At 43.8% G+C, this 25,953-nt stretch carries 30 protein-coding genes; 18 read left to right on the top strand and 12 right to left on the bottom strand.

Annotation, left to right across the window (positions count from 1 at the left end; translation table 11 throughout):
• Positions 1-98 precede the first annotated feature (98 nt).
• Complete coding sequence (locus FCH32_RS01880; RefSeq protein WP_174360378.1) at positions 99-2,060, top strand: AAA family ATPase; 1,962 nt, start codon at positions 99-101, stop codon at positions 2,058-2,060.
• 31 nt (positions 2,061-2,091) lie between these two features.
• Here the strand turns inward: FCH32_RS01880 and FCH32_RS01875 are convergent, their stop codons facing one another.
• The 10 genes from FCH32_RS01875 to FCH32_RS01830 all read right to left on the bottom strand — a co-directional run bounded on the left by FCH32_RS01875 (position 2,092) and on the right by FCH32_RS01830 (position 10,076).
• A complete protein-coding gene (locus FCH32_RS01875; RefSeq protein WP_174360377.1) occupies positions 2,092-2,454 on the bottom strand; it encodes an antiterminator Q family protein in 363 nt (120 codons plus the stop codon).
• A gap of 17 nt (positions 2,455-2,471) precedes the next feature.
• The gene (locus tag FCH32_RS01870; RefSeq protein WP_174360376.1) at positions 2,472-3,467 is read right to left on the bottom strand and encodes a DUF968 domain-containing protein; all 996 of its coding nucleotides are present in this window, start codon (positions 3,465-3,467) and stop codon (positions 2,472-2,474) included.
• Positions 3,464-4,351 carry an ORF6N domain-containing protein gene (locus tag FCH32_RS01865; protein ID WP_244958371.1) on the bottom strand — a complete coding sequence of 296 codons (888 nt, stop codon included), beginning with the start codon at positions 4,349-4,351 and terminating at the stop codon, positions 3,464-3,466. The genes FCH32_RS01870 and FCH32_RS01865 overlap by 4 nt, the downstream gene beginning before the upstream one ends.
• Before the next feature lie 86 nt (positions 4,352-4,437).
• The gene (locus FCH32_RS01860; RefSeq protein ID WP_174360375.1) at positions 4,438-4,836 is read right to left on the bottom strand and encodes a RusA family crossover junction endodeoxyribonuclease; all 399 of its coding nucleotides are present in this window, start codon (positions 4,834-4,836) and stop codon (positions 4,438-4,440) included.
• Positions 4,833-6,767 carry a DNA cytosine methyltransferase gene (locus tag FCH32_RS01855; RefSeq protein ID WP_174360374.1) on the bottom strand — a complete coding sequence of 645 codons (1,935 nt, stop codon included), beginning with the start codon at positions 6,765-6,767 and terminating at the stop codon, positions 4,833-4,835. Before FCH32_RS01855 ends, FCH32_RS01860 begins: the two co-directional genes overlap by 4 nt.
• Positions 6,760-8,082 (bottom strand): phage N-6-adenine-methyltransferase, encoded by a 1,323-nt coding sequence (locus FCH32_RS01850; RefSeq protein ID WP_174360373.1) that lies wholly within the window; start codon positions 8,080-8,082, stop codon positions 6,760-6,762. Before FCH32_RS01850 ends, FCH32_RS01855 begins: the two co-directional genes overlap by 8 nt.
• Complete coding sequence (locus FCH32_RS01845) at positions 8,079-8,945, bottom strand: conserved phage C-terminal domain-containing protein (protein WP_096035031.1); 867 nt, start codon at positions 8,943-8,945, stop codon at positions 8,079-8,081. Before FCH32_RS01845 ends, FCH32_RS01850 begins: the two co-directional genes overlap by 4 nt.
• Positions 8,935-9,114 carry a DUF4222 domain-containing protein gene (locus FCH32_RS01840; RefSeq protein WP_003034732.1) on the bottom strand — a complete coding sequence of 60 codons (180 nt, stop codon included), beginning with the start codon at positions 9,112-9,114 and terminating at the stop codon, positions 8,935-8,937. The genes FCH32_RS01845 and FCH32_RS01840 overlap by 11 nt, the downstream gene beginning before the upstream one ends.
• Before the next feature lie 172 nt (positions 9,115-9,286).
• Complete coding sequence (locus FCH32_RS01835) at positions 9,287-9,838, bottom strand: YmfL family putative regulatory protein (RefSeq protein ID WP_043016000.1); 552 nt, start codon at positions 9,836-9,838, stop codon at positions 9,287-9,289.
• 10 nt (positions 9,839-9,848) lie between these two features.
• Positions 9,849-10,076, bottom strand: a complete 228-nt coding sequence (locus FCH32_RS01830; RefSeq protein ID WP_046669972.1) for a Cro/CI family transcriptional regulator — start codon at positions 10,074-10,076, stop codon at positions 9,849-9,851.
• A gap of 101 nt (positions 10,077-10,177) precedes the next feature.
• Between FCH32_RS01830 and FCH32_RS01825 the strand changes: the two genes are divergently transcribed.
• Together FCH32_RS01825 and FCH32_RS01820 are read left to right on the top strand one after the other, a co-directional pair.
• On the top strand, positions 10,178-10,804 hold the full coding sequence (locus FCH32_RS01825; protein ID WP_046669973.1) for a LexA family protein: 627 nt from the start codon (positions 10,178-10,180) through the stop codon (positions 10,802-10,804).
• 188 nt (positions 10,805-10,992) lie between these two features.
• Positions 10,993-11,241 (top strand): hypothetical protein, encoded by a 249-nt coding sequence (locus FCH32_RS01820; protein WP_174360282.1) that lies wholly within the window; start codon positions 10,993-10,995, stop codon positions 11,239-11,241.
• On the opposite strand, the gene FCH32_RS01815 is transcribed toward FCH32_RS01820, so the two are convergent.
• A complete protein-coding gene (locus FCH32_RS01815) occupies positions 11,212-11,451 on the bottom strand; it encodes a hypothetical protein (protein ID WP_070810425.1) in 240 nt (79 codons plus the stop codon). The two genes, FCH32_RS01820 and FCH32_RS01815, sit on opposite strands and share 30 nt — an antisense overlap.
• 586 nt (positions 11,452-12,037) lie before the next feature.
• Between FCH32_RS01815 and rdgC the strand changes: the two genes are divergently transcribed.
• The 13 genes from rdgC (at position 12,038) to FCH32_RS01750 (ending at position 22,568) form a co-directional block, all read left to right on the top strand.
• The gene (gene rdgC / locus FCH32_RS01810; protein ID WP_163208395.1) at positions 12,038-12,955 is read left to right on the top strand and encodes a recombination-associated protein RdgC; all 918 of its coding nucleotides are present in this window, start codon (positions 12,038-12,040) and stop codon (positions 12,953-12,955) included.
• A gap of 108 nt (positions 12,956-13,063) precedes the next feature.
• Positions 13,064-13,603 carry a hypothetical protein gene (locus FCH32_RS01805; RefSeq protein ID WP_000120456.1) on the top strand — a complete coding sequence of 180 codons (540 nt, stop codon included), beginning with the start codon at positions 13,064-13,066 and terminating at the stop codon, positions 13,601-13,603.
• On the top strand, positions 13,591-13,767 hold the full coding sequence (locus tag FCH32_RS01800) for a hypothetical protein (RefSeq protein ID WP_001253786.1): 177 nt from the start codon (positions 13,591-13,593) through the stop codon (positions 13,765-13,767). Before FCH32_RS01805 ends, FCH32_RS01800 begins: the two co-directional genes overlap by 13 nt.
• Positions 13,764-14,018 (top strand): hypothetical protein, encoded by a 255-nt coding sequence (locus FCH32_RS01795; protein ID WP_044865257.1) that lies wholly within the window; start codon positions 13,764-13,766, stop codon positions 14,016-14,018. The genes FCH32_RS01800 and FCH32_RS01795 overlap by 4 nt, the downstream gene beginning before the upstream one ends.
• Entirely contained in the window at positions 14,015-14,359 is a 345-nt protein-coding gene (locus tag FCH32_RS01790; protein ID WP_174360372.1) for a hypothetical protein, read from the top strand. Before FCH32_RS01795 ends, FCH32_RS01790 begins: the two co-directional genes overlap by 4 nt.
• Complete coding sequence (locus tag FCH32_RS01785; protein WP_174360371.1) at positions 14,352-14,825, top strand: class I SAM-dependent methyltransferase; 474 nt, start codon at positions 14,352-14,354, stop codon at positions 14,823-14,825. Before FCH32_RS01790 ends, FCH32_RS01785 begins: the two co-directional genes overlap by 8 nt.
• A 3-nt stretch (positions 14,826-14,828) precedes the next feature.
• Positions 14,829-15,131 (top strand): hypothetical protein, encoded by a 303-nt coding sequence (locus tag FCH32_RS01780; RefSeq protein ID WP_174360370.1) that lies wholly within the window; start codon positions 14,829-14,831, stop codon positions 15,129-15,131.
• A 43-nt stretch (positions 15,132-15,174) separates the two neighbouring features.
• Complete coding sequence (locus FCH32_RS01775) at positions 15,175-15,384, top strand: hypothetical protein (protein ID WP_001096408.1); 210 nt, start codon at positions 15,175-15,177, stop codon at positions 15,382-15,384.
• Between the two features lie 2 nt (positions 15,385-15,386).
• Complete coding sequence (locus tag FCH32_RS01770; protein WP_053390040.1) at positions 15,387-16,565, top strand: phage integrase Arm DNA-binding domain-containing protein; 1,179 nt, start codon at positions 15,387-15,389, stop codon at positions 16,563-16,565.
• Between the two features lie 396 nt (positions 16,566-16,961).
• The gene (locus tag FCH32_RS01765; RefSeq protein WP_174360369.1) at positions 16,962-18,227 is read left to right on the top strand and encodes an integrase domain-containing protein; all 1,266 of its coding nucleotides are present in this window, start codon (positions 16,962-16,964) and stop codon (positions 18,225-18,227) included.
• 142 nt (positions 18,228-18,369) lie between these two features.
• Positions 18,370-19,608, top strand: a complete 1,239-nt coding sequence (locus FCH32_RS01760) for an ABC-three component system protein (protein WP_174360368.1) — start codon at positions 18,370-18,372, stop codon at positions 19,606-19,608.
• Positions 19,598-20,284 (top strand): ABC-three component system middle component 1, encoded by a 687-nt coding sequence (locus FCH32_RS01755; protein WP_174360367.1) that lies wholly within the window; start codon positions 19,598-19,600, stop codon positions 20,282-20,284. The genes FCH32_RS01760 and FCH32_RS01755 overlap by 11 nt, the downstream gene beginning before the upstream one ends.
• Positions 20,247-22,568, top strand: a complete 2,322-nt coding sequence (locus FCH32_RS01750) for an AAA family ATPase (protein WP_174360366.1) — start codon at positions 20,247-20,249, stop codon at positions 22,566-22,568. The genes FCH32_RS01755 and FCH32_RS01750 overlap by 38 nt, the downstream gene beginning before the upstream one ends.
• Before the next feature lie 68 nt (positions 22,569-22,636).
• Here FCH32_RS01750 and FCH32_RS01745 read toward each other — a convergent pair whose 3' ends face one another.
• Positions 22,637-23,806: a PIN domain-containing protein gene (locus tag FCH32_RS01745; protein ID WP_174360365.1), complete on the bottom strand. Its 1,170-nt coding sequence runs from the start codon at positions 23,804-23,806 to the stop codon at positions 22,637-22,639.
• A 548-nt stretch (positions 23,807-24,354) separates the two neighbouring features.
• Here FCH32_RS01745 and FCH32_RS01740 point away from each other — a divergent pair.
• Both FCH32_RS01740 and FCH32_RS01735 read left to right on the top strand, forming a co-directional pair.
• The gene (locus tag FCH32_RS01740; RefSeq protein ID WP_174360364.1) at positions 24,355-24,729 is read left to right on the top strand and encodes a hypothetical protein; all 375 of its coding nucleotides are present in this window, start codon (positions 24,355-24,357) and stop codon (positions 24,727-24,729) included.
• Positions 24,730-24,742: 13 nt separating this feature from the next.
• A complete protein-coding gene (locus FCH32_RS01735; RefSeq protein ID WP_174360518.1) occupies positions 24,743-25,873 on the top strand; it encodes a relaxase/mobilization nuclease domain-containing protein in 1,131 nt (376 codons plus the stop codon).
• Positions 25,874-25,953: the final 80 nt, after the last annotated feature.

Genomic DNA, 25,953 nt, shown 5'->3' with positions numbered 1-25,953 from the left:
GTCTAAATGACCACTCTTATCACAATACACAATTAAATGCGGACCGCGAGAGTTTTTTTTGTTAATGTCTAATGACTTTAAACTAATTGTAAAACACCATGAAATTCACAATATCTTCGACAATTCCCTATAAAGGATTAGAGCTAGCAGAACCTTTCAGTTTTGATGGTCATCTGTGCCTAATAACAGGTAAAAACGGCTCAGGTAAAACCAGATTATTACAAAGCATTGAAAACGACCACACCAAGATTAGTGTTGAAGGTGAATTATTAGCAAGACATCAAATATCAGCAATTAATATAACTAATGAAAACCAGAGTGTTTTATCAAAGAATATAGACCATACAGTAATAACAAGATTAACTGAATCCATTTTTCAACTGATAGGTGATGCAAATAACATTGATGTTATCCCTGAAACTTATCAAGTTAATTTTACAGAAGATAGAATTGACAGACACGCAATAAGCTTTCACACTAGAGAAATTATAAAAAGAGCGTTGATTTTATTTGATAAAGAAATCCAAGAACTTGAGTTCGACGAATTAGAATTTTCTATCCTACTGAATAAAGAAATCATTAATGGAAAAGTAGATACCTCACTATCAAGCCTAAGTCTTATTACATTAAATTATTATCAAGCACTGAGAAAAAAGAAATACATCGACTTCTTAATCCATGAAGGTGAAAATATAAAGAAAATTGATGATTGTACATTTTATGAGTTGTTGGGCCATGAAGATCCAAGCATTGTATTCTCTAAAATAATAAGTGAAATGTTTCGTGGTAAATTCACGGTTACTACAGCAAACAAATTTAAATCACACATTAACTATATCCCTGAGCTATTGTTAAATAAAAATGGAGAAACAATAGACTATGAGAACCTATCATCAGGTGAAAAAGTAATTTTTTGGCTTGCTGAAAAGACATTCTATATAAATTATATAAAAACAAAAAATATCTACAAAGGAAACAGTATCATATTAATGGATGAACCTGACTCACATCTTCACCCACAAATGGTGCAGGATTTTTATGATTGTCTACAAGTATTGCATGAAAAATTGAATGTCGTATTTATTTTTAACACACACTCACCTACTACCGTGGCGTTGTCTCCAATTGATAACATATTCAATATAACACCTGCTGAAACGAGCAATTACTCTAGTATAAAAAAAATCAATAAAGATGAAGCTATTTCTCAACTTCTAGACGGTGTAAGTCAAATATCAGTTAATCCAGAGAACAATCGACAGGTATACGTTGAAAATATTAATGATAGTTTTATTTATGAAAAACTATTCACCCAAGTAAGAAATCGTTCAAAAATAATAAACCCAGCTATAAATTTATCATTTATTAGCGCAGGTCAGAAACTAGCTGACGCTGAATTAGCCAAGCACATTAACAGCGTATTTAAGGACCAAACAAAAACACAACTCTTAATTAAAAAAATAAATGGTGATTCCAATTGCCAACAGGTAATTGGAATGGTTGAACATCTTAAGTCCGGTGGCAACCGTACTGTGCGCGGATTAATTGACTGGGATAATACAAAACGAAAACACGTAAACGAGGTGATTGTATGCGCGAAAGATTATGCATATTCAATTGAAAATATTGTCTATGACCCTATCAGCATATACGCATTTCATGCTTCTAATAATTATAAAAAACCAAGTTATTTTTTTAAATGTGACGAAGATTATCACTGGAAAGACTGCTTACATGACGAAAAAATATTACAGATGATAGTGGATAACATTACCTATAAAATTCTTGGCAGGGAAAACAAAAGGAATCATACAATAAAATACATGAGTGGCCTATCGTTATTTGGTGACAGAGAATATTATATACCAACTGAAGGTAAAAACGGCCATGATTTTGAAAATGTAATCTTAAAGAATTACCCAGATATCAACAAATTAAAAACAAACAATAAAGAAAGACCATTAATTTACTATTTCACAATGACCTCTACATTAGGACCTTTAGGACCAAGCTTTATTACTACTGTAATTGAAGAAGCTTTTGCAGCCTTACAAAAATGAATAAGCCGCCTTCACGGCGGCTTCTTTTTTACTATTCAAAATTTAATTTCACATCAAGCATTGATAAACAACCATCTATAAATCCTTCAGCCATCTGTATCTCTATACGTATCAATTTCTCATCCTTCTTTCGCGCTTTAGCTATCTTCCGCTTTGAGATACCGTACAGGTAATGAGCGACTAGAAGCGTGTGCTCGTATGGTTTTCGGCTTTTCAGTCGTGCTAGGCACCCTTCAATGATAAGGGCATCATCATCTGTACATGACAATCTGGTTTTGCTTGTCTGCGGTAAAAGTCCCTTGAAGCCAGCGGCAACATGGGAATAGTCAACACCAGAATTATCAGCTGATGCCCAGCCCCCCCAGCGTTCTAAAACCATCTGAATATCACGCATTACTTTTCTCCATACACTTAAGCTTTCGCAATTACGCCGATCGCCAGCGCCCGATCCATAAAACGCAGCAGCAGCTCAGGCTGCGTACCATGCTTCTGCTCGAATGCCGGTACATCGGCGTGTAACTCGTCGTGGCACTCTCTGCACAGAGGGATCACGAAGAGGTCATGGGCTTTTGTTGCTGTACCACCCATACCGTGCCCTACGATATGATGCGGATCATCTGCTGGCCGTCGGCAACACTCACACGGTTGTGTTTTAACCCAGCGGGTGTACGTCTCATTTATCCAGCGGCGACGTTTTGGCCTGAGCATGAAAGACTCTGGCGACTCCGGATCAACAGAAAGCGTGAGAATCTTTTTCGCCTTCTCCTGCACGAGGCTGGTTGCTGAAGCGGAAGGCACAATGTCGCTTTCCCTCATGATTGAGCGGACCTTCTCATCCGGAAGTCGTAACCCCTTATGCGCGACGCTTTCCGGTATAACATCAGCCAGGTCGTTCCTGACCATCCACCAGCACAGTTCCGGTAGCGTCAGGATATGCGACTCGGGAAAACCTGAATCGCGACGAATGACTTCCAGAATCCAGGATACCAGGTTTCCTGCCGCTATATCTGCAAGCTGCTCGGTATGTTGCCCGGACAGGATGTGATCGCAATGCCAGCACAGGCGAATGCTTCCTGGCTCGTGCCGCATTGTTGTAAAGTTCTTGTCATGCCACGATGAATGGGGCCACTGGCATTCAAACCGTGAACTCAGCCACTGTTCAAGGGAAGAAAGCCCACCGGCACGCTGTATAACCCGTTCATTCCCGAAGACCTGCCGCATTACCGGATCATCAGCCAGCGGCTGAATGACTCCGGGAACAGCCCCGGTACTGAATGACGCCATTTCTTCTGGTTCAGGCTCGAGCAGAACGCGACCTCGCATGAAGAGATGCATCAGTTCCGCGCCGGGACGAAACAACACAATCCCCATACGGGAGGCTATTTCAGGTGTGAGTAATGCCCTCAATTGTCGCCACCAGCCAGTTCTTTATCGTGGGTGAAGCTCCCGTTCCAGGTCACCTTCATCGGAAGCTTCCCTTTCAGATAGTTTTTGTAGATCCAGGTGGCCCCTTCCCGAAGCAGAACCGGCTGATAGGTGGTAAAGCTGACTGCTGAATTTGGAGAGACTTTGCTGCTTTTCTCAGTGAGGTATTTGTCACGCGCGTATGACCGGACACGCCATTGTGCGCTGCGTCCTTCCGGATTGTCGTCATATAACCAGTTCATCGAAACAAGCCATGCGCTAATTTTTGAGGTATTAACGCCATTCAGACGTTTGCAGAACTGTACCGGGGAAAGCCCATCAGTGAAGAGGCTCTCGAGATGCTCGATATATTCGGCCTGCTGGTGAGTAAGCGCCTCAGCTTGCTGCTTTGCCTCCATGGCATCCGCCCACGCACGCGCCAGGGTTATTGGATCAGACATATTCGGCAGCATGACACCGTGGACCTCCCGAAGATTGAAGTAATGATCTTCAAGCTGTTCAAAGAAGTCCCAGGCTAATTCGGTTTCAAGCATTTTTGCGTGGCGGGAGGCGCCGCGCTCAGTCCAAAGATAAAGGCTGCGAGCCTTTGATGATATTTGCACACTGCTGAAAGAGTTGCGCAAATTTTCGACTTCATCACCCTCAATTCGAAAGTAATGCTTACCCTCAACAAAACGCATTTTATTGCGGTTAAAGTTATTCGTGATGTTTTGCGCTGTTGTACCGTAGCCGCTTGCTAAAGATTCCGTAGTCACTACGCGCTGATTGCGATAAGTGATCACCGGCACCGATGAGTGATTAACGGAAATTACTGATGAAGTGCGATTTTTGGGCGTAGCAGTGCCCATAACATGATGATTGCTCATATTATCTCCATACTCTGATTGTTGCGAAGGGCCTGCACGCCCGTTTCGCTTGCACTTTCCGACATTACTGCCATATCGACCAATATTCAACCCACAGCTGGACATATAACCACCTCTTTTTTATATGCCGTTATGGTTATCTCAACTTTTCCCTTCGGTACTATCGGTCCCCATTCCACCAGCATGCGCTTAATCTGGCTGTCGTCTTCCCAGACACCCGCATGCGTCAGCGCGTCAAACAGGGCTTTGTTGTAATTATCGATATCCCGGCGGCGCGCATCCGGCGGGTAAAGAATGATTTCTACCGCTGCCAGTTCAGTCGATGGCTTCGGGAGACGTCGTAATTGCTCAATGATCGCCACGCAGGCAGCGCTCTGGTATTTACGGCCATCAGAGCTAATGAGGTGACGACCGGCCAGCGGCCCCTTGTTAGGGGCGCGCCAGTAAGTGTTCACGCTCGGAGGGAACGGGAGCACAAGTTTCATGCCACCTCCTGCTGTTGCACTGCACACAGTTCCGGAAGATTTGCCTCCACCAGCGCCCTGGCAAATGGTGGCGGTACCGCATTACCGCAGCGGGCTACCTGCTTATCTTTTGCATAGCGATTTCCACGGTAGTCCTGATCAATAACGTATCCATCCGGGAAGCCCTGCGCTTTGTAGAGTTCATGCGGCTGCAACATGCGCATTCCGATATCAACGATCTGGTATTTAACCCCATCGATCGTTACCAGCCATTCATCGTCACTTTCCCCGCAATACGTCTCGAGAAATGTGCGTACCTCACCCACGTGTTGGCCACCAGCAGTGATTGTTGGCATTGGCACATCAAGGCGTTGCCCGTCGCGGCATGTTCCACGCAGTTTCACCAGATGAGAGGCAACTACCGCATGATGGTCGACAGTGGTCACTGAATGCGCGGGTTCATCCATACTGACACCAGGCCCCGTATAGTTACCGCCGTAGTGTTTCGCCAGGAACGCGCTCACCGTCGCAAATTTATTTCCGCCTGCAGTAACGGTCCCCAGCGGGTTATCCAGTCGCAGCACACGCGGTTCTTGCCCAGGTCGTTCGCCATAACCCATCTGAATCAGCGTAGGCGTTACCAGTTGAGATTTACCGCCACCACCAGCGGTGATGGTTGCGCTCGGTTCGTCTGCACGGTGGCCGACGCTGGCCCCAAACTGGCGGGCTATCACTGGCGCAACCAGACAGGCTCGGGATTGCTTCAGAATGGTATGAGCAGGTTTATCCAGCGGGCGCGGTTTAGCCTGGTATTCACTACCACCATTACCCGCCAGGAATGGTGTCAACGCAGCCTCAACAATCCCGAGTGCATGCCCGTTCCCGCCCGGGCGTTTTGACGTGCCAGCTGTTACCGTCGGAACAGGTTCGGTAAGGGGCTGCCCGGTTGCGCCAGTGCGGAATTTTGTCAGGTGTGGAACGGCTAACGCATAGCCGAGTTTTTTAGTAATGGTCTGTAATGGCTCATTCAGTGACTGTCCGCGAAAAGCGTCATACGCATTTTTTGAGCTCGTGTGGTTGCACTTCACGATAAACGGCGACGCACTTTCGATAACAAAGCGCTGTATGCCGCGTGCGATCCGCTTCAGAGTGTTCTCCGCCAGCGGTTTTTTGCGGTCGAAGATGGACAGAGCCGGAACATTCCAGTCGATACATTCCGCAGCGGTACGCCATGGCATCAGCCTGCCGCTCTGCACCTCCAGTGACTTGGGATCCCCATGGGTTACAACAGGCCACTGAATTGGGCAACCATCGCAGCGCATAACCATAAAGAAGCGTTTGCGGATCGTCGGCGTACCGTAATCACACGCGCGCAGTTCGCGATAATCGACATCATATCCAAGCCCATCCACCAGCTGTTGCGCCTGCTCGCTACCTCTTTCAATAGACAGAAACTCACAAACCTCTGACAGTGCCGGGTGATCAGCAGGAATGCCAGTGGACAGCATGCCGACAAATGCATTGAATGTTTCGCCAGTACGGGCAGGATCCGGACGCATTTCATCGGCCAGCAGCGGTCCCCACGTTTTGAACTCTTCCACATTCTCCAGCATCATCACACGCGGTCGCTTTGCCAGTGCCCAACGCAGAACAATCCAGGCCAGACCGCGTATCTCTTTTTTCACAGGCTTTGCGCCTTTGGCCTTTGAGAAGTGTCGGCAGTCCGGGCTAAACCATGCCAGCCCAACAGGATTACCGCCGGTGGCGGCTAACGGATCCACGTCAAATACGGATTCACAGTAATGCAGTGTGTCAGGGTGGTTCGTCTTGTGCATCGCAATGGCGTTTTCGTCGTGGTTGATTGCTATATCCACGCTGCGCCCGATCGCCAGCTCAATACCCGTCGATGCGCCACCGCCACCAGCAAAGTTATCAACGATAATCTCACGCATGGGTTACCCCCTGCATGCTGCCGACAAGACCACGCGCAATTGTGATGATTTCGCTGGTGGCCGTTCGTTCCAGCCAGAGTTGATTGATGTTGGCTTTCAGCTTGTTCTGCTGTGATTTATCCAGCATGTCAGCGCCATCCACCTGGTTGAACACAATCCCAACCTCCAGCGGCCAGATACGGGACTCGGGAAGCGGATCCGCTACTGGTTTAGCTTTCTCACGGATGTGCATGCGGATCTGGCGAATATTGGACCATCTGGATACATCCAGGCTTCCCATGGCTGCAATGAAATCAGTGCTGTTCATGCCATATTCACCGGATGCTTCAAGGGCAACAGTGCGAATACGTTCCGACATATCCAGGCGCACTGCAGCGTCATCGAATTCAATCGACAACAGCCACTCATCCACACCGAACAAAATACTCTCACGAATAAGCAGCTTCGCTTTGTCGATCGTTAATGGTGATACCTGAGTGAATTCTGGTGCTTCGACAGAATCCGCCGCCCAGGTATGCCCAAACTTCGATTCACTGAATGTGTATTCTTCTTTATCGCCAAACGCAGCTCTAACGCATGCCCACGCCTCGACACCGCTGATAGCAAAAATATCTTTCTGGGTGAGTGGCAACTCTGCTTCTGGCTTATCAGCTGCAGGAGGTGTGGCAGTTACAGGTTGAGACTTGCTGGCAGCAAATTGTGCCAAAGCCATAAACGCCCGCCCTTTTGCCTCCAGTTCTGTACGGTTGATATAACTGAACCGCTCGCCACGCCATGACTTATCGAATACAGCTATGGCACCGGCAAAAAACGCGCTGGTGGGCTTCTGTTTTTCGTCAGCAGGTACAAACCACACAGGCAGATCGAACCCAATACGACCACGAATGAATACAATGTGATCGGCATCTTCTGGCCACCACGTTTCACTCGGCGCAGCTTTTATCAGGAATACATAGCGACCGCCCTTCTCGCGCTGGGCTGCTGCGTAGTTCATGATGTGCGTCATGCCGGTGATCGCCTGCTTCTCGTGGTACTGCGAACGGCTATACGGTGGGTTGCCATAGCCAGCGCCACCCAGTTCAGCCAGACGTTCAGACCAGTCCTGCGTCAGCGCGTTATCTTCGGCGGTGTACCATGCCGGGCATTTCGCGTTGTCGTCGTCAGCAAACAAATCCAGAACTAATGGACCAAATAGCGCGTTGATCCCCCAGAAAAGCAGATCCGGTGTCCGCCACTGATCGCCAACTTCTTTCAATTCATGGGCTGGTTTGCTACGCAGTGCCGCCAGCGCCTGGCAATATTTATTGGTCATCATGAACGGAACCCCGAATTTTCTGGCAGTGAGTAATCAACACTCTGGAAGTTTGCGCGGCTGGCTGAGTTAGTCTCCCATTTGCCGTTAACGCGTTCAGGCCGGCCAGCACTGGACCATTTGGTCGCGCTTTGCAGGTAACCAGGGAAGTTTTTTGGAATGAACAGAGTTGCCGGGCGGAGGTATTGCGCCTGCTCGCTATCACGCCAATCGGCATTTTTGTAATCCACTACCAGGCACAGGTCATCAACCGTGAATTGTTCCCGAAGACGGGCGCGAATATTCTCCAGCGACGTGCTGCATACCTGGTAGCGTGAGCCAGTAGTCTGATTCAGGTAAGACAAAACCTGTCTGGCCTGATCAGTAATCACAACCTCAGGGTCGGGTTGCGCCGCAACCGGACAAGAGGGTTTTGAAGTTACTTGTGGATCTTGTTTTGATTTTACTGACGGATCCCCGCCAGATTCTGACGGGTCAAAACCACCGTTTTTGCCAGATTTCGACGGGTCAGTTTTTGAGGCGTCAAATTTTGATGCGTCAGATTTTGAGGTGTCAGAATCTGACAGTTGAGAAAATGCGGCAGTCTGAAGTTTCGCCACATTCAGCCGATACACGTTCGAAGCATTACGGTTACCATTACGGCGCTGTGTACGTGTGAGCCAGCCATCTTTTTCAAGCTTTGCGATTGCTGTTCTGATAGTGCTCGGGCCTGCGCCAAGCTGGCGAGCAATAGTTTCAATTGACGGCCAGCACACACCTTCATCGCTGCTGAAGTCAGCAAGGCGAGCCATGATCGCAACACTAGACAACTTCATGCCCGACGCTGCGCAACCATCCCATACGTAGCCGGTTAATTTAGTGCTCATGATCGTCCGTTATCTCCCTGAACTTTTGCCTGAAATGCTCAAGTGGGCTGAAGCATTCGTGTGGATAGCCATCTCGCAGGTAGATAACGCGCTGTGTTTCTGGCTCCCAGCGGATAACACGGACTGGCACTCCGCGGTGATCTTTGAACCTTCGGTTAAGTTCGCGCACAGGCGTTTAGCCCTCCGATAGTAGACCCCCACAATTACGGCAGCCTGGCTGTGGTTACATGACACCCAGCGATTTGATACTTTGCATTCATACCGAAACAGCGGAAGACCCGGTACCGGGATCATTCGTAGTTGCGGTAAGTGAGGATTTACGATTAAACTGCTCATGCGGATTATTTCTCCATACTCGAAGAGTTGTTCGCCAAGGCGCCCGGAGCTGCACACTCGCGGGCGTCACTCTTTTCAGCGACACAAAAAACTCGATAAAGAAGTGTTACGTGCTCCTGGAACTTCGCGATAACCTGATAGCTGTTTTCCTCAATCTGAGCACGCTCATCTGCGTCAATTACCCCATCAGCCGTGGCTTTACGCACAAAATTAGAATGACGACCTATCCATTCGATGGACTCCATCAGGCGCTGGTTGATATCGGCGTTATCCAGATCATCAACATCTGCCAGTGGTACAAATACGCCCTGAGAATGGCGCGCAACGGCATCAGCGATATGAGTTGAACCACCAGCACGTTGTAAAACCATTGCCCAGCCCAGTGGGAAGATCTGGTCACCATCAACGCGAAGGCGGTTAAACAATGCGTTCTCTGTCACACCCAACCATTCCGCCGCCTCAGCATATCCACCATGCAGATCGGTAATCGTTTTTTTAATCGCTACCACCAGCCAAGAAGGCTGACGTTCGACTTTCCAAATAGGTTCGTTACCCACGGTTCCCCCCTTATTCCTGTGGTTTGAGTTTTACTGAAGCTTCGCTACGCTTTTCGTAAAGGTCGGGATGGAAAACCAATTTTCCCCCAGTCCGATAGGCTGCTTCTGCTGCACGTCCTTTCGGGATTAGGCGACCAGTTCTATTACGCCACTGGTAAACGGCCTCGCTTGTGATTCCAAAAAACTCGGCAACTTTCTCAGTACTGCCGAAGTAGTTTTCAATATCATCGGTTGTCATAATGCCTCCTTAGCTAAGTTTGATTAGATATTAATAACCAATCTAACTTTGGTCAATAAAAACTAAGATTGCTTAGCCTTTTAATTTTTTATGGTGTTCAAATGGAAACTGTCGGTCAGCGCATCAAAGCTCTCAGGCGCATAACTAAAACTTCGCAGAAAGAACTGGGTAAGTTCTGTGGTGTTAGCGATGTGGCAGTTGGGTATTGGGAAAAAGACATTAATGTGCCAGGCGGTGAGTCACTTGCGAAACTTGCAAAGTATTTCAACACATCAATTGATTACATACTTTATGGCACTGAATTCGAAGGAAATCTGATAACCAAGATGCGAAGGATTCCGGTGATATCTTGGGTTCAGGCTGGACAGTTTACAGAATGTAAAGCAGCAGAAGTTTTCAGTGAAGTAGATAAGTGGGTAGAAACATCACTCAGGATAGGTGATAGCTCCTTTGCATTGGAGGTCAAAGGTGATTCGATGACAAACCCTAATGGGCTCCCCACAATCCCTGAAGGGGCAACGGTCATAGTAGATCCTGATGCAGAGCCACTTAATGGAAAGATAGTCGTAGCCAGGCTTGATGGGACAAACGAGGCTACTGTAAAAAAACTCGTCATCGATGGGCCTCAAAAGTTCTTAGTTCCCTTGAATCCACGCTATCCAAACATTTCAATAAACGGTAATTGCCTGATTATCGGAGTTGTCAAAGGCGTTCAGTACGAACTTTAACCCACCTCTAACCTTTCTCTTAACATCAAGCTAAGAATAGTTTGGTGTTTTTTCTTGATCTAAAAGCTAAGTTAAGTTAGATTTCATTCATCAACAGCGAACAGGCAGGACGCCCACGAAGTAGCCGCCGGTGGCATATGAATAACCGGATGATTCGCTAACACATAAAAATTGCATAGGAGTTCACGGTGGACGCAAACGAACTGAAGCACATCATTGCTCTACTGCTGGAAGATGCTAAGCGAGTTCAACAGCTCGAGCCGAATTCCGGAACTGAATCGCGCATTCAGCTTGCGCAAAAAGCATTAAAAGAGGACCAGCAGGACATAAATGGAAAGAAGCGCCTCAATGGGGTCGAAATTGTTGAGGCGATTTTAGAGCGAAGGGAAAGAGCGGCACACCTCGATTCAGAACGGCTCGGTAGGATCGCTATTTAATGGATCCAACAACCTTATCGTCCTGAGGTAGGTTTCGCGCTCTTTTTCAGTGATATCAGGCTTTTCAAATAGCGCGCGGAAATGGGCGATAGAACTTTCAAGCTCTTTAGTATGTGGTCCTTCAGCCTCTGTAATAGCAATAGCCAGCCTTGATATAGCCAACTCAATGGCATCAAGCCTGGCATGGTTGAGATAAGTAACATTGCTCATAAAAAAAATTCCTTCGTGGTTGTAGCGACTTAGAAGGATACCACCGCGCCTGATGTGGTTAAAAGCAGGCCAAAGCAATAACAAGTACTTCCCTGTTCTGGCGGCCCGGTGTTTTCCCACTTGTCCGGTAACCGCCAGCCTTTTTCAGGGAATAACAGCCGGTCACGGTAAGTATTTCGCAGAGTGCTTACCGGGACTGGAAGAGTTACCACTTGGAGACGGTCCTTATAAATGTCCTGGACAGTGGCGGTACCAGCACCGACATCAGCGGCAGACGTCCAACTGTGAAAACGGAGAGATGCCAGCTCCCTCGACGGCAGTGACGGCGTGAAGTAGAACGCTGACGGCAGGGAAAGACCAGCACAGGCCAGACGATATCTGAGCGCCTTTAAAAACAGATGGGAGTCGGTGGAAGCCCGACACACAACAGAAAAGGGCATCACCGGGCGACGGGCTCATAACCCAATCCACCCGGGCAAAAAGAAAGCGGTCTCTGCAAGCCGCCGACCAATGCAGGTGCCCTTCTCTGTTGTGTATGGAGAAACTAACTTTTTAGCGTCTGTGCAGATGCGCTGAGGAACCGAGAATGAATAATCCGTTTTTCAAAAATATGTTGGTGTACCGCCTTAGTCGCGATTTCACCATCAACCAGGAAGAGCTGGAACAGCAGCTTGAACTATTTCGCTTCACTCCATGCGGTAGCCAGGATATGGCAAAAACCGGTTGGGTATCACCACTGGGTCAGCGGTCAGATTGCTTGCATCACACTGTCAATAATCAAGTGTTGTTGGTTATTCGCCGGGAAGAAAAAATACTGCCATCTCCTGTCATTGCTGAAGAACTACGCCAGCGTGTGGCGCGTCTGGAATCCGATCAGGGGCGTCGCCTCAAAAAAACTGAGAAAGATTCGCTGCGTGATGAAGTGTTGCACTCCCTGCTTCCTCGGGCGTTCTCCAAAAACTCGACTGTTAGTTTGTGGATCAACATCACCGACGGTCTGATCATGGTTGATGCTGCCAGCGCCAAACGAGCCGAAGACTCACTGGCCCTGCTTCGTAAAACTCTCGGTTCTCTCCCGGTGGTACCGCTGACTATGGAAGCGCCGATCGAACTAACTATGACCGACTGGGTTCGTTCTGGTAGTGCGCCTGCTGGCTTTGGCCTGGGTGATGAAGCCGAACTGAAAGCCATTCTTGAAAATGGCGGTATCGGACGCTTTAAAAAACAGGCTCTGGTCAGCGACGAAATTCATGTGCATCTGGAAGCTGGCAAAGTAGTTACAAAGCTGTCTATCGACTGGCAACAGCGCATTCAGTTCGTTCTTTGCGATGACGGCAGCATCAAGCGCCTTAAGTTCTCTGATGAGCTGACAGAACAAAACGACGATATCGACCGTGAGGATGCGGCTCAGCGGTTCGACGCTGACTTTGTTCTGATGACCGGCGAGCTTATCTCTCTCATTAACGGATTAACAACCTCTCTCGGCGGCGAAGCCAAGCGATAAACACCAGGCAACAATTACCCCCATAAGCATGGGTTGGGTTGCTGCACGCTAAATTCAGCAATTCATTAATTTAATGGCGCGGTGCAGCGCGCCAATATGGAGAAAACCATGAGCTACATTCAGACATTATCCGGCAAACATTTTAATTACCTCGATATCCAACAGGACGATATCGTGATCGAGGATATTGCTACCGCGTTGTCTCATATCTGCCGCTTTGCAGGGCATCTTCCTGAGTTTTACAGCGTCGGCCAGCATAGCGTTTTAACCAGCCACCTCGTTCCGCAGGAGTTTGCATTAGAAGCACTGCTTCATGATGCTGCCGAAGCCTACCTGCAGGACATCCCCTCCCCGCTTAAGCGCCTGCTTCCGGATTACCAGGCGATCGAAGCTCGCGTGGACGCAGCAATTCGGCAGAAGTTCGGTCTACCAACTGAGCAACACCCAACCGTGAAATATGCCGACCTGGTGATGCTTGCCAGCGAACGCCGAGATTTTGAGATTGACGAAGGTTCCATTTGGCCATGCCTCGAGGGAGTTGTCCCAACGGATTTATTCATTATCAACCCAGTTCGTCCTGGCCAGTCATACGGCATGTTCATCAATCGCTTTAACGAGTTGATGGAGCAGCGCCAATGCGCCGCATGAAGGTAAAAGAACTCGTAGCGGAGGCGTTTGCCTCCGTTGCTGAATTGCCACCAAAACATGCGCCGCTTATGCGCGAAGTCGCCACCAGACTGGACGCTACGTTCGCAGCATTAAAAGAATCTCTGGTGCAACTGGAACAGGAACGTAAAGGTAAAACGCCATGACCGTATTTGAATATCTCCAGGCTCATCCGAATACCACCAGCGGTGAAATCGCCAAAGGTATGAACAAAAAGACACCCGCGGTCGCTGGCGCATTATCGCAACTCTATGGCACCGGCCGGATCGTGAAGTCTGGTGTTCGCAAGGGCATTCCAACATACCGTGTTAACGATATGCCGTTTGGGTGCAGTAACAGCCTAACCATGATGTTTAACCAGTTATTGAATAGAGCCAGACAGGGAGCAACACAATGAGTAAATCACTGAACGCACGTTGCATCCGTCGCTGGACTGTCGAATTTAAAAGCCGCTGCGATTCAAAATACAGTCCGTACTGGCGTAAGCACCACCTTCGCAGTTACATCCGGGAATGCGCCCTGATAACTGCCGACTGCATGATTGAGCGTATGGCTGAGGACAACGCTCTGGTTGATTTTCAAGGTAATGGTCGCGGCTGGTCACCGGAGTTCTCTGCCTGGTACCACGAGCGCCGAGAACAGTATCTCAAAGAGGCGCGCGACTATCTGAACGAAGACGCCACCAATGACGAGATCGACGAGGAAATCCAGAACGAGCTGGAGGCCTGGAATGGCTGAGCACTCCATTCTCGATATGTGCTGCGGCTCCCGCATGTTCTGGTTCAACAAGCAGGACACCCGCGCCGTATTCACTGATATTCGCGCCGAAGAGCACGAGCTGTGCGACGGTCGGCGCCTGGTTATCAGTCCCGACCTGATTTCAGACTTTCGTTCACTGCCGTTCGCTGATTCTTCTTTTCCAGTTGTGGTGTTTGACCCACCGCACCTCGAGCGCGTTGGCCAGTCTGCCTGGATGGGTAAAAAATACGGGCGACTGAACAAAAAAACGTGGCGCTCTGACTTACGCGCCGGTTTCAAAGAGGCTTTTCGCGTACTGCGGTCACACGGCGTTCTCATATTCAAATGGAACGAGACGCAGATCCCGGTTAGCCAGATTCTGGGGCTTACAGATGTGAAACCTGCAATTGGACAACGTACCGGGAAGAACGACAAAACCCACTGGATTATCTTTGTAAAGGACTAACCCATGAAAACTAACAACCACCCGGCGAACGGTCCTGTATCACTCGATCGCCTGCACCAGATACGCGAACACCTGCAGCACGATACCCAGTACTCAAACGGCGGGAACAGAGCATACATTCTCACTGATATGTTAAAGGTGCTTGATGAGGTGTTGGCAGGTAGGAACGCCGAGCCGGTAGCAGATGTTGTTGCCTGGTACAAAGAAGGCGAAGAAAGAACCTGTGATATTCGCTGGCGTCGTTTCGATGTTGCGCCAGGTCCGCTCTATGCTGTCCCACCTAAGCCAGCCAGTAATAATTTATAATTTTGTAAGCCCGGGTGCAGCCGGGCTGTATGGAGAATCTGTCATGGCAAAACTTATGAAGGCGAGTCAGTGGGGTAAACGCGAATTTACCAAAGACTCGATCCCGGATAATCGGACCATTAAACGTTGGGTTGAAAACGGACTTCTCACAGGCAAAATCGTAGACGGATCTGTTTGGGTCTGCGAGTCTGAAAAATGGGGGGTCGACTCAATGGTTAATCATACGGTTCGCCAGCTTATCAGTGAGGGTTAACCATGGCAGCCAGGCCAAGAAAAAGAGAATACCGCCATCTACCCGAATATCTAATATTCGATAAAGATCGCGGCGTTTATAAATTTACGCTTATAACTGGGAAAAAAAAGAATATCGGTAAAGACAGGGCTGTAGCGATCGCTATAGCCCGTGAATACAACCTCAGAATGAGGCCTGCAAATGTACCATCAGTAGAAATACTTGTCCGTGAATCTGGCGGTGTAACGGGGGAGGCAAAACCATTTGCTGAACACGTAGATCATATTATGGAGCGGGCGATTGAGAATGAGCGCCCTTCACAGAATACACTCGACGATTGGAACAACGATGCTCTGAGGGTGAAAGAATTCTTCATCAGCATACCAGCTTGCGATATTGAGCTGGAGCATGTGAACGCCTATATAAACCACTACCATGCCGAAGCATCAGCAAACGTACAAAACAGGAAAGTCAGCTTTCTTAAAAAACTATTCTCGTATGCGGTCGATGAATCGCTAATGTTCGATAACCCAGCAACCCGTAAAAAAATGCGTAGGACAGAAGAGAAGAAACGCCAGCGCCTCTCACTTGATAACTTTAAAGCTATCAGGCGCGCAGCCGAACCATGGTTACGGACCGCGATGGATTTGGCATTACAAACAACACACGCACGCCTAGAAGTTTCACGGATCCGTTACGCCATCAGAGAACCAAAAGATGGCATCTGCGGGTGCGTTTGGTTAGCACAGCCGGAAAGCGGGATTTATGGCACGTTGTACATTCACCGGCAAAAGGTGCAGAAGAAAGAAGCGTCGCATGTGGCGATCCCTATAGGCGAGGAGTTGAAACGGATTATTGACGATAGCCGCGATAATGTGGCCAGCCCGTTCATCGTTCACAGGATTCCGGAACGGCAGGTTAAACGTAGTAAAGAGGTTTCGCACCCCACGCAGATCGCACCGGATTACCTGAGCCGGTCCTTTTCCTCGGTGCGCGACAAACTGGGTTTATGCGACCAAATGGCGATGGACGAAAGACCAACCTTTCACGAAATTCGAGCGCTGGCCGCACACCTTTTCGATCAGCAAGGCATCGATCCACAAGGACGAATGGCGCACAGCGATGCTAAGTCGACCAAGATCTACACGCAAAACCATATCGATTGGGTCGTCGTTCCCCATGGTGAAATCAAGGCCGGTTAGATACATATCTCATGGGGAGAAACCACTACTTAAGTCATTGATGTATATAGAGCAGATTTTGCTAAAAAAGCACTGTTTGTTTATACAGTCAAACAGTACCCACCACCAGCAATAGCAAGGCTCTCAGCCTTTTAAAAGCGGCGTCATGGGGTGTCGGGGGTCGGAGGTTCAAATCCTCTCGTGCCGACCAAATAATCCCCAACGTTTTGTCTACTGAAGTCCAGACAAGACTATAAAAAACAGAATTAACAGTGGGTTGTGTAGACCCGCTGTTTTTCGGTTGTCTAGGAAAGTCCACGCTGATACAGTGAAATCCAACATTTTTAGGCATATCTTTAGGCATACAATCCATCGTATCGTCTGAGCCATATGCCTAACCAGTGATTGGAGAATAATATGGCGCGTCAGACAAAGCCCCTTAACAACACCGAAGTCAAAAATGCCAAAGCGACTGAACGTGCCACTATCCTGTATGACGGGGATGGCTTAGAGCTACTGGTTAAGCCCGGAGGCTCAAAACTCTGGCGATTCCGCTATTACAAACCTTTCACTCGCAAACGCGCAATGATTAGCTTTGGTGCTTACCCTGCTGTATCTCTCTCTGAGGCTCGTCAACTTCGTGAAGATGCCCGTCTTCTATTGAGCAAAGATATTGATCCGCAGGAGCATAAAAAAACCGAGCAGTTGCGGCAAAAAAGTGCCACAGAAAGTACCTTTGAAAAGGTTGCAGGAGACTGGTTTAAAACCAAAGAATCGGCGGGGCTGGCAACTCATACGTTAAACGATATCTGGCGTTCTATGAGTAAATATGTATTCCCACATATTGGCTCTATGCCCATTGCTAACATCACGGCTCAGCAGTTCATCGGAGCATTAGAGCCAACACACGCTGCCGGAAGACTCGAAACGGTTAAACGTCTAAGCCAGCGTATCAATGAAGTTATGGATTACGCCCTTAATTCTGGGCTGGTATCTGTAAACCCAGCAGCACGAATCGGGCGAACATTCCATAAACCAAAGGTAAAGCACCGCCCTGCCCTACCTCCAGAGCAACTCCCCCTTTTGATGAAAACTCTGGCATTTGCCAGCATCGGACGACAAACTCGCTGTCTTATCGAATGGCAATTACTAACGATGATCCGACCTGCCGAAGCGTCAACGACTCGCTGGGATGAGATCGACTTTGCCGCAAAACAATGGCGTATCCCTGCTGGTCGCATGAAGATGAAACGTGAGCATATCGTTCCACTTTCTGAGCAAGCTTTGGCTATTCTGGAAGTGATGAAGCCCATCAGTAAGCACAGAGATTATGTTTTCCCCGGCTACCGGAATCCACTTGAACCAATGAATAGTCAGACAGCAAACATGGCGCTTAAACGGATGGGCTTCAAAGATCTGTTGGTGGCTCATGGAATGAGAGCGATTGCCTCAACAGTGCTTAACGAGAAAGGTTTTCCACCAGACGTGATTGAAGCTGCTTTAGCTCATATCGATACTAACGAAGTCAGGAGAGCCTATAACAGATCACAGTATCTGGAGCAGCGTAGAGAGATGATGATCTGGTGGGGTGAGTATGTAGAAGCAGCATCCTTTGGAAACTCATCAATCAGTGTTATTGGCAAGTTAACCTCAACAGAAGGATATACCGATTTAAATCTTTAGCTGCTCTCATAATTGAGCTTTCTCACAGTTATGAGCAAGATAGTGAACATTTTGCATTTCATCCGCACTAAAAATGATTAGTATGTCTATGTAAGAATTCTGATTTATAGCTATGTTCAGTAAAATTTTCATAGGATAAAAAATGTCTAACATAGAGGAAACACTGCCAGGAAGTGCGATCAGTTCTTGGGGGGGCTTTGTTTACCAAGGGAAAGTAGCTCTTTATCATTGCCTGAAACTATTAACAGAGAAATCATTTCAACAAAGAATAATTGATAATTTTGAGTTGCAATTAGATAGCACTGATGACTTTGCTATTTATTGTGATGGCAAGGTGATTTCAACTCATCAAGTGAAAGCAAAGCTATCGCAATATCGTTCTGAATATGTCAAAGCTATTTATAAAGCAGCATGTATAACTACTGACTGTGATGAAAATACAATCAGATATTTTCATGTGGCTAAAGAACTTGATAATTTTGAAAATTATACAAGTAATGATGGAAAAATAGTTGAGTTTTACGGTTATGGCGATATTAAATACTGTTTACTATCAAAAATAAATGAATTGATTGATGAGCAAATTGAATTATTTTTAGATACCAATAATTTGATTAAAACAAAAAATTTAATTATTGAAAAATCCACTTTACTCTCAGAACTTATAACTAATAAAGTAATTGTAATTCATAATTTAGTTCACAATGGGCAAACTCAAGACTACGCAGCATATCATAATAGAATGGCAAGTAGCGTTTTCTGGGAATTACTAATATCTCCCCCACTTAACCGGGCAGACGAAATATACCAAGCATTATTAACTAAAGAAAAAATAACCACTGTTATTGAAAGTGAATTCTACAATGATTTGGACCATTTTAATGAAAAGCAAATTGAATCAATCTCAAACGTATTTAGGTTTATTTATAGTTTGAATGATAGTTCTGCTATCCAAATGCATACATCATTGCAGCCTCACCGGGAAAATAATGTCATAAATAAGGATGACATTAGGGATTATTTTGATGTAATTTCGGCTATATCTCACATACCAAAATTATTAGGCTTACCCCATTATTCAAAAAAAATAAATAAATATCTTCCAACAGCATTGGAAATTAGAGACGGAAGACGACGAAATACCTCATTCCAAGAAGATCTGAAAAAACACATAAGGGATAATGCTACACTTGCATCATTGCTTTATGAATATAATAACATAATAGCCTATAAGGTATCAGATGATACGATAATTTCAGCAACCTCAGAAAAAATCACAAAAATTAACGACTCTAAAGAGAACAAAAACCATATTGTAAGAGAATTCAATTTAAGGGTTATATCTACTGATAAAGCAGAGGCGGAACTAAATGCTAAATGACTTTATAAAACAGGCTATTGAAGCTCACCACTTTATAGAAATTGAAAGTACGTTAGATAATATTTCTTTTTTTAAAAAGGAGAAAGATGCATTACGTCGATATATAATAACCTACAGAACTGATAAACTTGAAGATGCGAGTTTCATTAATGAATTAATTATTAACAACACACCAATTGAATTTTTAGAAGCTCCAGCTTTCGCAAAAAACACTGATCTTATAATAGTATTTCAACTCGACAAACTTTCAAATTACAAGCAATATGAAAAAAGTATATTTGACATAGAAGAAAATGCTTATCATTTCAAAAAATATGTATTGTATTATTCAAATGAAGAGAATCAATTAATTACCGGGAAGAACTTCAATAATATTAGAGCAGTTCTTTCAGATCATGAAGAATTCTCCACATATAAATCAGATCCATCACGACCCAGCCTATATAATATGGCAGCTAGAATATTCATTAAACTACCTTTTTTAGAAATGCCTGATATAAAAAAGGATATCATTCCAATTGATCTCCAAATCAACACGCTGGTAGATTCATTAAATTTATCTGGAATACATAATAAGATCAGTACAGCAAATAAACAAAGTGATGTAAATTTAGAAATGCTAATTGAGGAATTAATAAATGAAGAACTGGAAGCTATCAAAGCTGAGAATAAATAACTTCAAGGCTTTTGATAAAGTCGAATTCGATTTTGAGAGTTCTTCTTTGTTGACACTTGAAGGCCCTAATGGATATGGCAAAACAAGCGTATATGATGCTTTAGAATTATTGTTTACAGGAAAAATAAATAGAATTGAACAACTATGTCAAACAATAATGCTAGGAGGCGTTAGAAATTATAGTGATAACCTTTTCTGGAATAAAACAAATGGAGAGGAGGATATCGAAATCTGTGTGGAGATGTCGGATGATAACAATAAAAAAATTTACTTTTCACGTAAAGCACTTGCAGACGATTTAAAAATAATACAGAACAATAAAGCAGATAATTTTAATATATTTAAACTCCATAAATTAGAGATGTTAGACTCCTACGAAAACAGCACCTTAATTACACAAAATGAACTTGATGAAATATTAGGCGAAAAATTCACTGAGAACTACAACTTTCTCAACTATCTTGAACAAGGTCAGAGTTCATTTATTTTCGCTAAAAGTATAAGAGAGCGAAAAAATGCTATCGGTGGTTTAATGAATGTCAGTGAACTAACTGACAATATAAATTTATGTGGTAGAGTTGAAAAGGCATTAACAAGAAAATTCAATGGCCTTAATTTCACTGAAAAGAGAAACTCTCTTACATCACAAATCCAAGCGATAAGTGTACCAGGAACAAATGATAATAATCCTGTTCAATATGAAAAAGTCTCAACCCATTTTATTACACCATCATGGGATGTTGAGAACCCTTCATTTTTTTCTGACATTGAAACAACAAAATTAAATGAAAATAAAATTTCCTTGATTAAAAACCTAATTACTGACAAGGAACAACTTCGCGTAATTATCGATAATATCAGAATAGAAAACTTCATAACAAAAAACGAAGAACTTTTAACTGAGGTTGTAAACGTAGGACACCATATTGAATCCTACCCAGAACTGACTCAAAAGAATAAGATTAACAATGGGATCAATTTATCTTTAGGCATTTTGCGTAAAAAAGAAGACTCTATAACTCAGGGAGATATAAACAAAATTGAATCTCATGTAAGGTTGGATATCATAGATTTCAAAAGGCGTTTACAACTTCGAGATAATTATAGAAACGAAATAGGCAAGAAAAATATTATTCTTGTTGATATTAATCAGGCAAGAATGAAATTAACCGAAGAACATCAGAAGGCTACATCTTTATCAGAACAAAATTGTTTACTTTGCGGGCACGACTGGCTCACAAAAGATTTGTTATTAGCCGCGATTGATATTAAAAGCAAATCATTAGAAGGCTCATTAAATGACATAGGGCAACTACTACAAATAGAACTTAATGAAATAAATAAAATTAAGGATGCTGAAATACAGCGTTTAGTCGAAACACAAGCACAACTTAAATTTGACAAAAAGTTGTTTGACACTTTACAAAAGGCTGAGAGTATTTTCGAAAAAATAATAAAAATAAATGAGAGGCTTTCACAAATCGGAATATCGTACCCGCAGACTTTTACTGATATACCAGAAGAAATAGAATCAAGAAAACAATCATTAATATCGCTGATACGTAAGCAAAAGAAAAATGAGCTGCTCACATTTCCTAGAGGTTGGGAATCAGTATTGAATGAATCATTCGCCACACCAGATGATGTTTTCAACTTAGACTTAGCACAGATTAATCGAAAGGAAAAATACTTCTTATACAAAAAAATTGAAGTAAATAATCTTAGACTTAAAACTTTAAAAAATGAGCTTAACGATTTGTTAGCTATGGATAAAGCCTTAACAAATGCTAAACAGAAAATTACCACATTAAAGGAACAACTCACTATACTAAACAAAGATTATTCTAAAAAAACCATCGCTGATATAGAGTTAACGTTCCATATTTATAGCGGTAGACTTATCCAAAACTACCAACGTGGCTTAGGACTATTTATAGATGAAGGGAATGGAGATAGACTAAGGTTCTGCACAGCAGAAAAATCAGAACATGACGCAACCATGTCAATGAGTTCTGGACAGCTATCGGCCTTGAGCTTGGCCTTTTTCCTATCACTTAATAAAGTGTATGCTAAGTCCCCACTTGTTCTCATAGATGATCCAGCTCAATCTCTTGACGAGATAAATATTGCTTCTTTAAGCGATTTACTACGCTGTGAGTTAAGTAATAGACAGTTGATACTCTCATCACATGAAGATAATATTTCTTCATATCTCAGGTTTAGATTTATGCGTGCAGGTTTGACGCAAAAACCCTTCAACATGCAATCACATACCGGTAAATAGAAATTTATAGCTAAGGTATTGATATACCTTAGCTATATAAAATTATATAAAGTTTTTCTTTTTGAAAATCACCCCAAGTAAATATATTGAATACTTATATCTGTAATACTACCATAGTCCTCGTTGTATTCTTTATTTTCCTTTGGTACGTATATGAATGTCGTTTCAATTTGCATAGAGTGATTCATGCTTAAGGAAAAATCATTGCCATAATCATTAAAAATATGACGTTTTTCATGATTCAACAGGGATTTGTAATAAATATCATCATTTTTGTCAAACGTAAGTTCAACTTCAACTTGACTGTAATCTAAACGACATCTGCACAATATACCGAAATCACTCAACTCAGTTTGTATTATCTCAAGTCTAACTTTAGAAAATATGCCTATATAAACAGCCTTAGCCTTAAAATATAAATCAACCTGACCTTTACTGTCAGTAACATTTATATTGTCCGTATTTTTAAAAAATGAATCTTCAAGAAAAGTTCCCAAGTCCATTTCAAATATACCACTTTCAATATAGTTTTTGATATCTACATATGACGTAGGGTACCTCTCTTTCTCTACAGAATAGTGGCTCATAAGATTATATACTGAATGAAAATATTTAATATCTGCTTTTACACCCAGAGAACCAATATCAGCCTTCAGATCATCATGCAAGACTCCCACCCCTATTTTTTTATTAGATATTTGCTCTGGGGAAGAAAAATCATGAAAGTTGTTAGAGACAAAAGCCACTTCCTCATTTTCAACTTTATTTTCAACAAGATAATTCAAGAAAGAAAGCCATATTAAACTATCCTTATAGCCTGAACCATCGTTTTTGAAAGGCTTCTCAATATTAAACGCTTTTTTACAAATCAATTGATGCGATACTTCATCAGATTTAATAATTATTACTTTGTTTTTATCAATATATTTATATATCTGCTTTAAAAAATCATATCTAATCGGATTCCGATCATCTGCATCAGTAAAGCCTTCAAAATGCTCAACTTTCGTTTCATCGCCCATAGGGAAAAACCTGTTATACTCATTCAATGCAGAGGTTAGCTTTTTTTTAGCTGCATCGTATCCATCCCGAAAGTGTTTTTCCACTTCTTTTAATACTATATCCGAAATGAGTAATACATGACTCTCATTATTTATATAACTTAACATTAAACGCAAGTCAGCAGATTTGATATAATATGAATTATGAAATATATTTGTATCAATTAAAATTTTCAAAACCTTCTCCTAAAAACTTCTTTGTATTTAAAGGTAATACTAATACTAAATGTTGGCAAATGCTTTTTAAAGTGCTGAGGTAAAATTGTTTAGTAAGAAAGTGGGTTTAAGGATTTCCTCGTAATCCACGATCGTTGTCGGTTTGTTCTGACAACAACCCCACTTAAATGTTGGCAGCGGCCACCACGAGGTGGTCGTTTTTTATCAAGGATATTTTTATGAAATTTTGCTTCATTGATGAGGCTGGTGATTCTCAGCCAATAAACTCTAAAACTCTGATGGTATAATGTATTGGGATATAAGAGCGAAAGACCCACATAGAAATAAAAAAGCCATTGACTTTTTAGCTAATTTACATCAATAAGCAAGGGCTAACTTATCGAAGCTACGCTTCTCAAGTTGGCCTTGCTTTTTCGCCCTTCGGTTGAAAAAGAAAAACCAAGACGAACCGAGAGCATTGACATTAATTTTATTTCAAATATAACAATATCAGGTGTTGCAAAGGAATTGTTCACCATAAAAAGAATACAAAATTCAAAGGAGCTTCTATGAAAGAGATTATAGCCTTACCCTCAAGGAATAATAATAACAGGAATACCCCAAACAAATCACTAAGAACTCATTGCATCAGTGTTCGACTGAACCATGAAGAACTACAGCTTCTCAATGCAAGGCGCGGCGAAAAAAGCAAAGGTGAATGGCTTCGTTTAACTTTCCTAAATAAACTTCCTGTAGCCATTCCTGCTGTAAACATGGAAGCATGGAAATCACTGGCTGACATGTCCCAGAAACTAAACAGACTTGTCCTACACCTTGACACCAAGAGTAAAAGAAGCTCACTGACGCAAACAGAACTATTCGCAGTAAAGCGCCAGATTTCGGAGCTTCGCATGAACCTGATTACTTCTGACTTATGGAAGTAGAACAGTGAAGGGAATGCAAAAAATCAAAAGAGGGAAAACCTTTAATGGCCTTATTTCTTATTTATTAAAACCTGCTTCGCACCACAAGTCAGATCCGTATGTAGTCGGTGGCAATGTCATAGAAAGCTTCGCAGAAGCACTAAGTGCAGAGTTCAATGCTACGAAGCTCCTACGATCCGATGTCAGTAAACCTGTATGGCACAATTCTCTGCGTCTGCCTGCTGGTGAGAATCTATCTATACAACTATGGAAGCTGTTAGCCGATGACTACATGAAGCGTATGGGCTTCTCTGAAACGCATCTACGTGCATACGTGCTTCATGATGATAAAGATGGCCAACATATCCATATAGTTGCAAGTCGCATCGATGCCACATCTGGGAAGCTCTATCTTGGTAAAAATGAGAACCTTATCAGCACCCGTATCATCCAGGATCTTGAAAAAGACTATCAGTTAACAAGAACCAAAGGAACTGATGCCCTGAAACCTTCTTCCTCACCTGCAAAACGTAAAAAATCACGTAATGAGGCTATGTTAGAAGACAGAACTGGCGAGAAATGTCCAAAGACAATCATACAGGAAGCTATAGATACACTGATCACGAGCAAGATTTCAGAACACGAGTTTGTGCAGCAGCTCGCAGCTCAGAAGATAAAAGCTGTTCCTAACAGAGCGTCAACCGGGAAAATGAATGGTTTCTCGTTTGAGTACGCCAACATTTCATTCAAGGCTTCGCAGCTTGGAAAAAAGTATTCGTGGAAAAACTTAGAGCCATTCATCATCATTGATCCCCCGACCATAGTTAACAGAAAAGCCAACACATCTAATTTTTTCGTTGGAATAGATGTGGAAGACATATTGCTTCCCTTACCTGAACGACCTAAACCACCATTGAAAGAAAATTTGGATGCAAAAACAATAGCAGCTACCAATAGTTATATAAATCTCACAATGAGATGGATAGAAGCAATCCCCTGGTTAGATAGCATAGTTGGTATCGTAAAAAGCTTGCATAACTCTTTCCTTGAACACAAAAACAAACCAGCAATGATCTTTTCTGCTTCACCACTTTCTATAGACCTACCATCTGTTCACTATGTTAAAAAATGTGTTAAAACAAACACTTTTAGACTGAAAATTTAGCATAAGCCAACCAAAATATCCCTATGCTTCTGATTTTATGACAAAATAATTGATCGTTATAATCGATCGATTAGTCACTC

This window comes from Citrobacter gillenii (assembly GCF_013337685.1).
Classification (GTDB): Bacteria; Pseudomonadota; Gammaproteobacteria; order Enterobacterales; family Enterobacteriaceae; genus Citrobacter; species Citrobacter gillenii.
The sequence above is the reverse complement of the archived record's forward strand: the minus strand, read 5'-3'. Positions and strand labels throughout refer to the sequence as shown.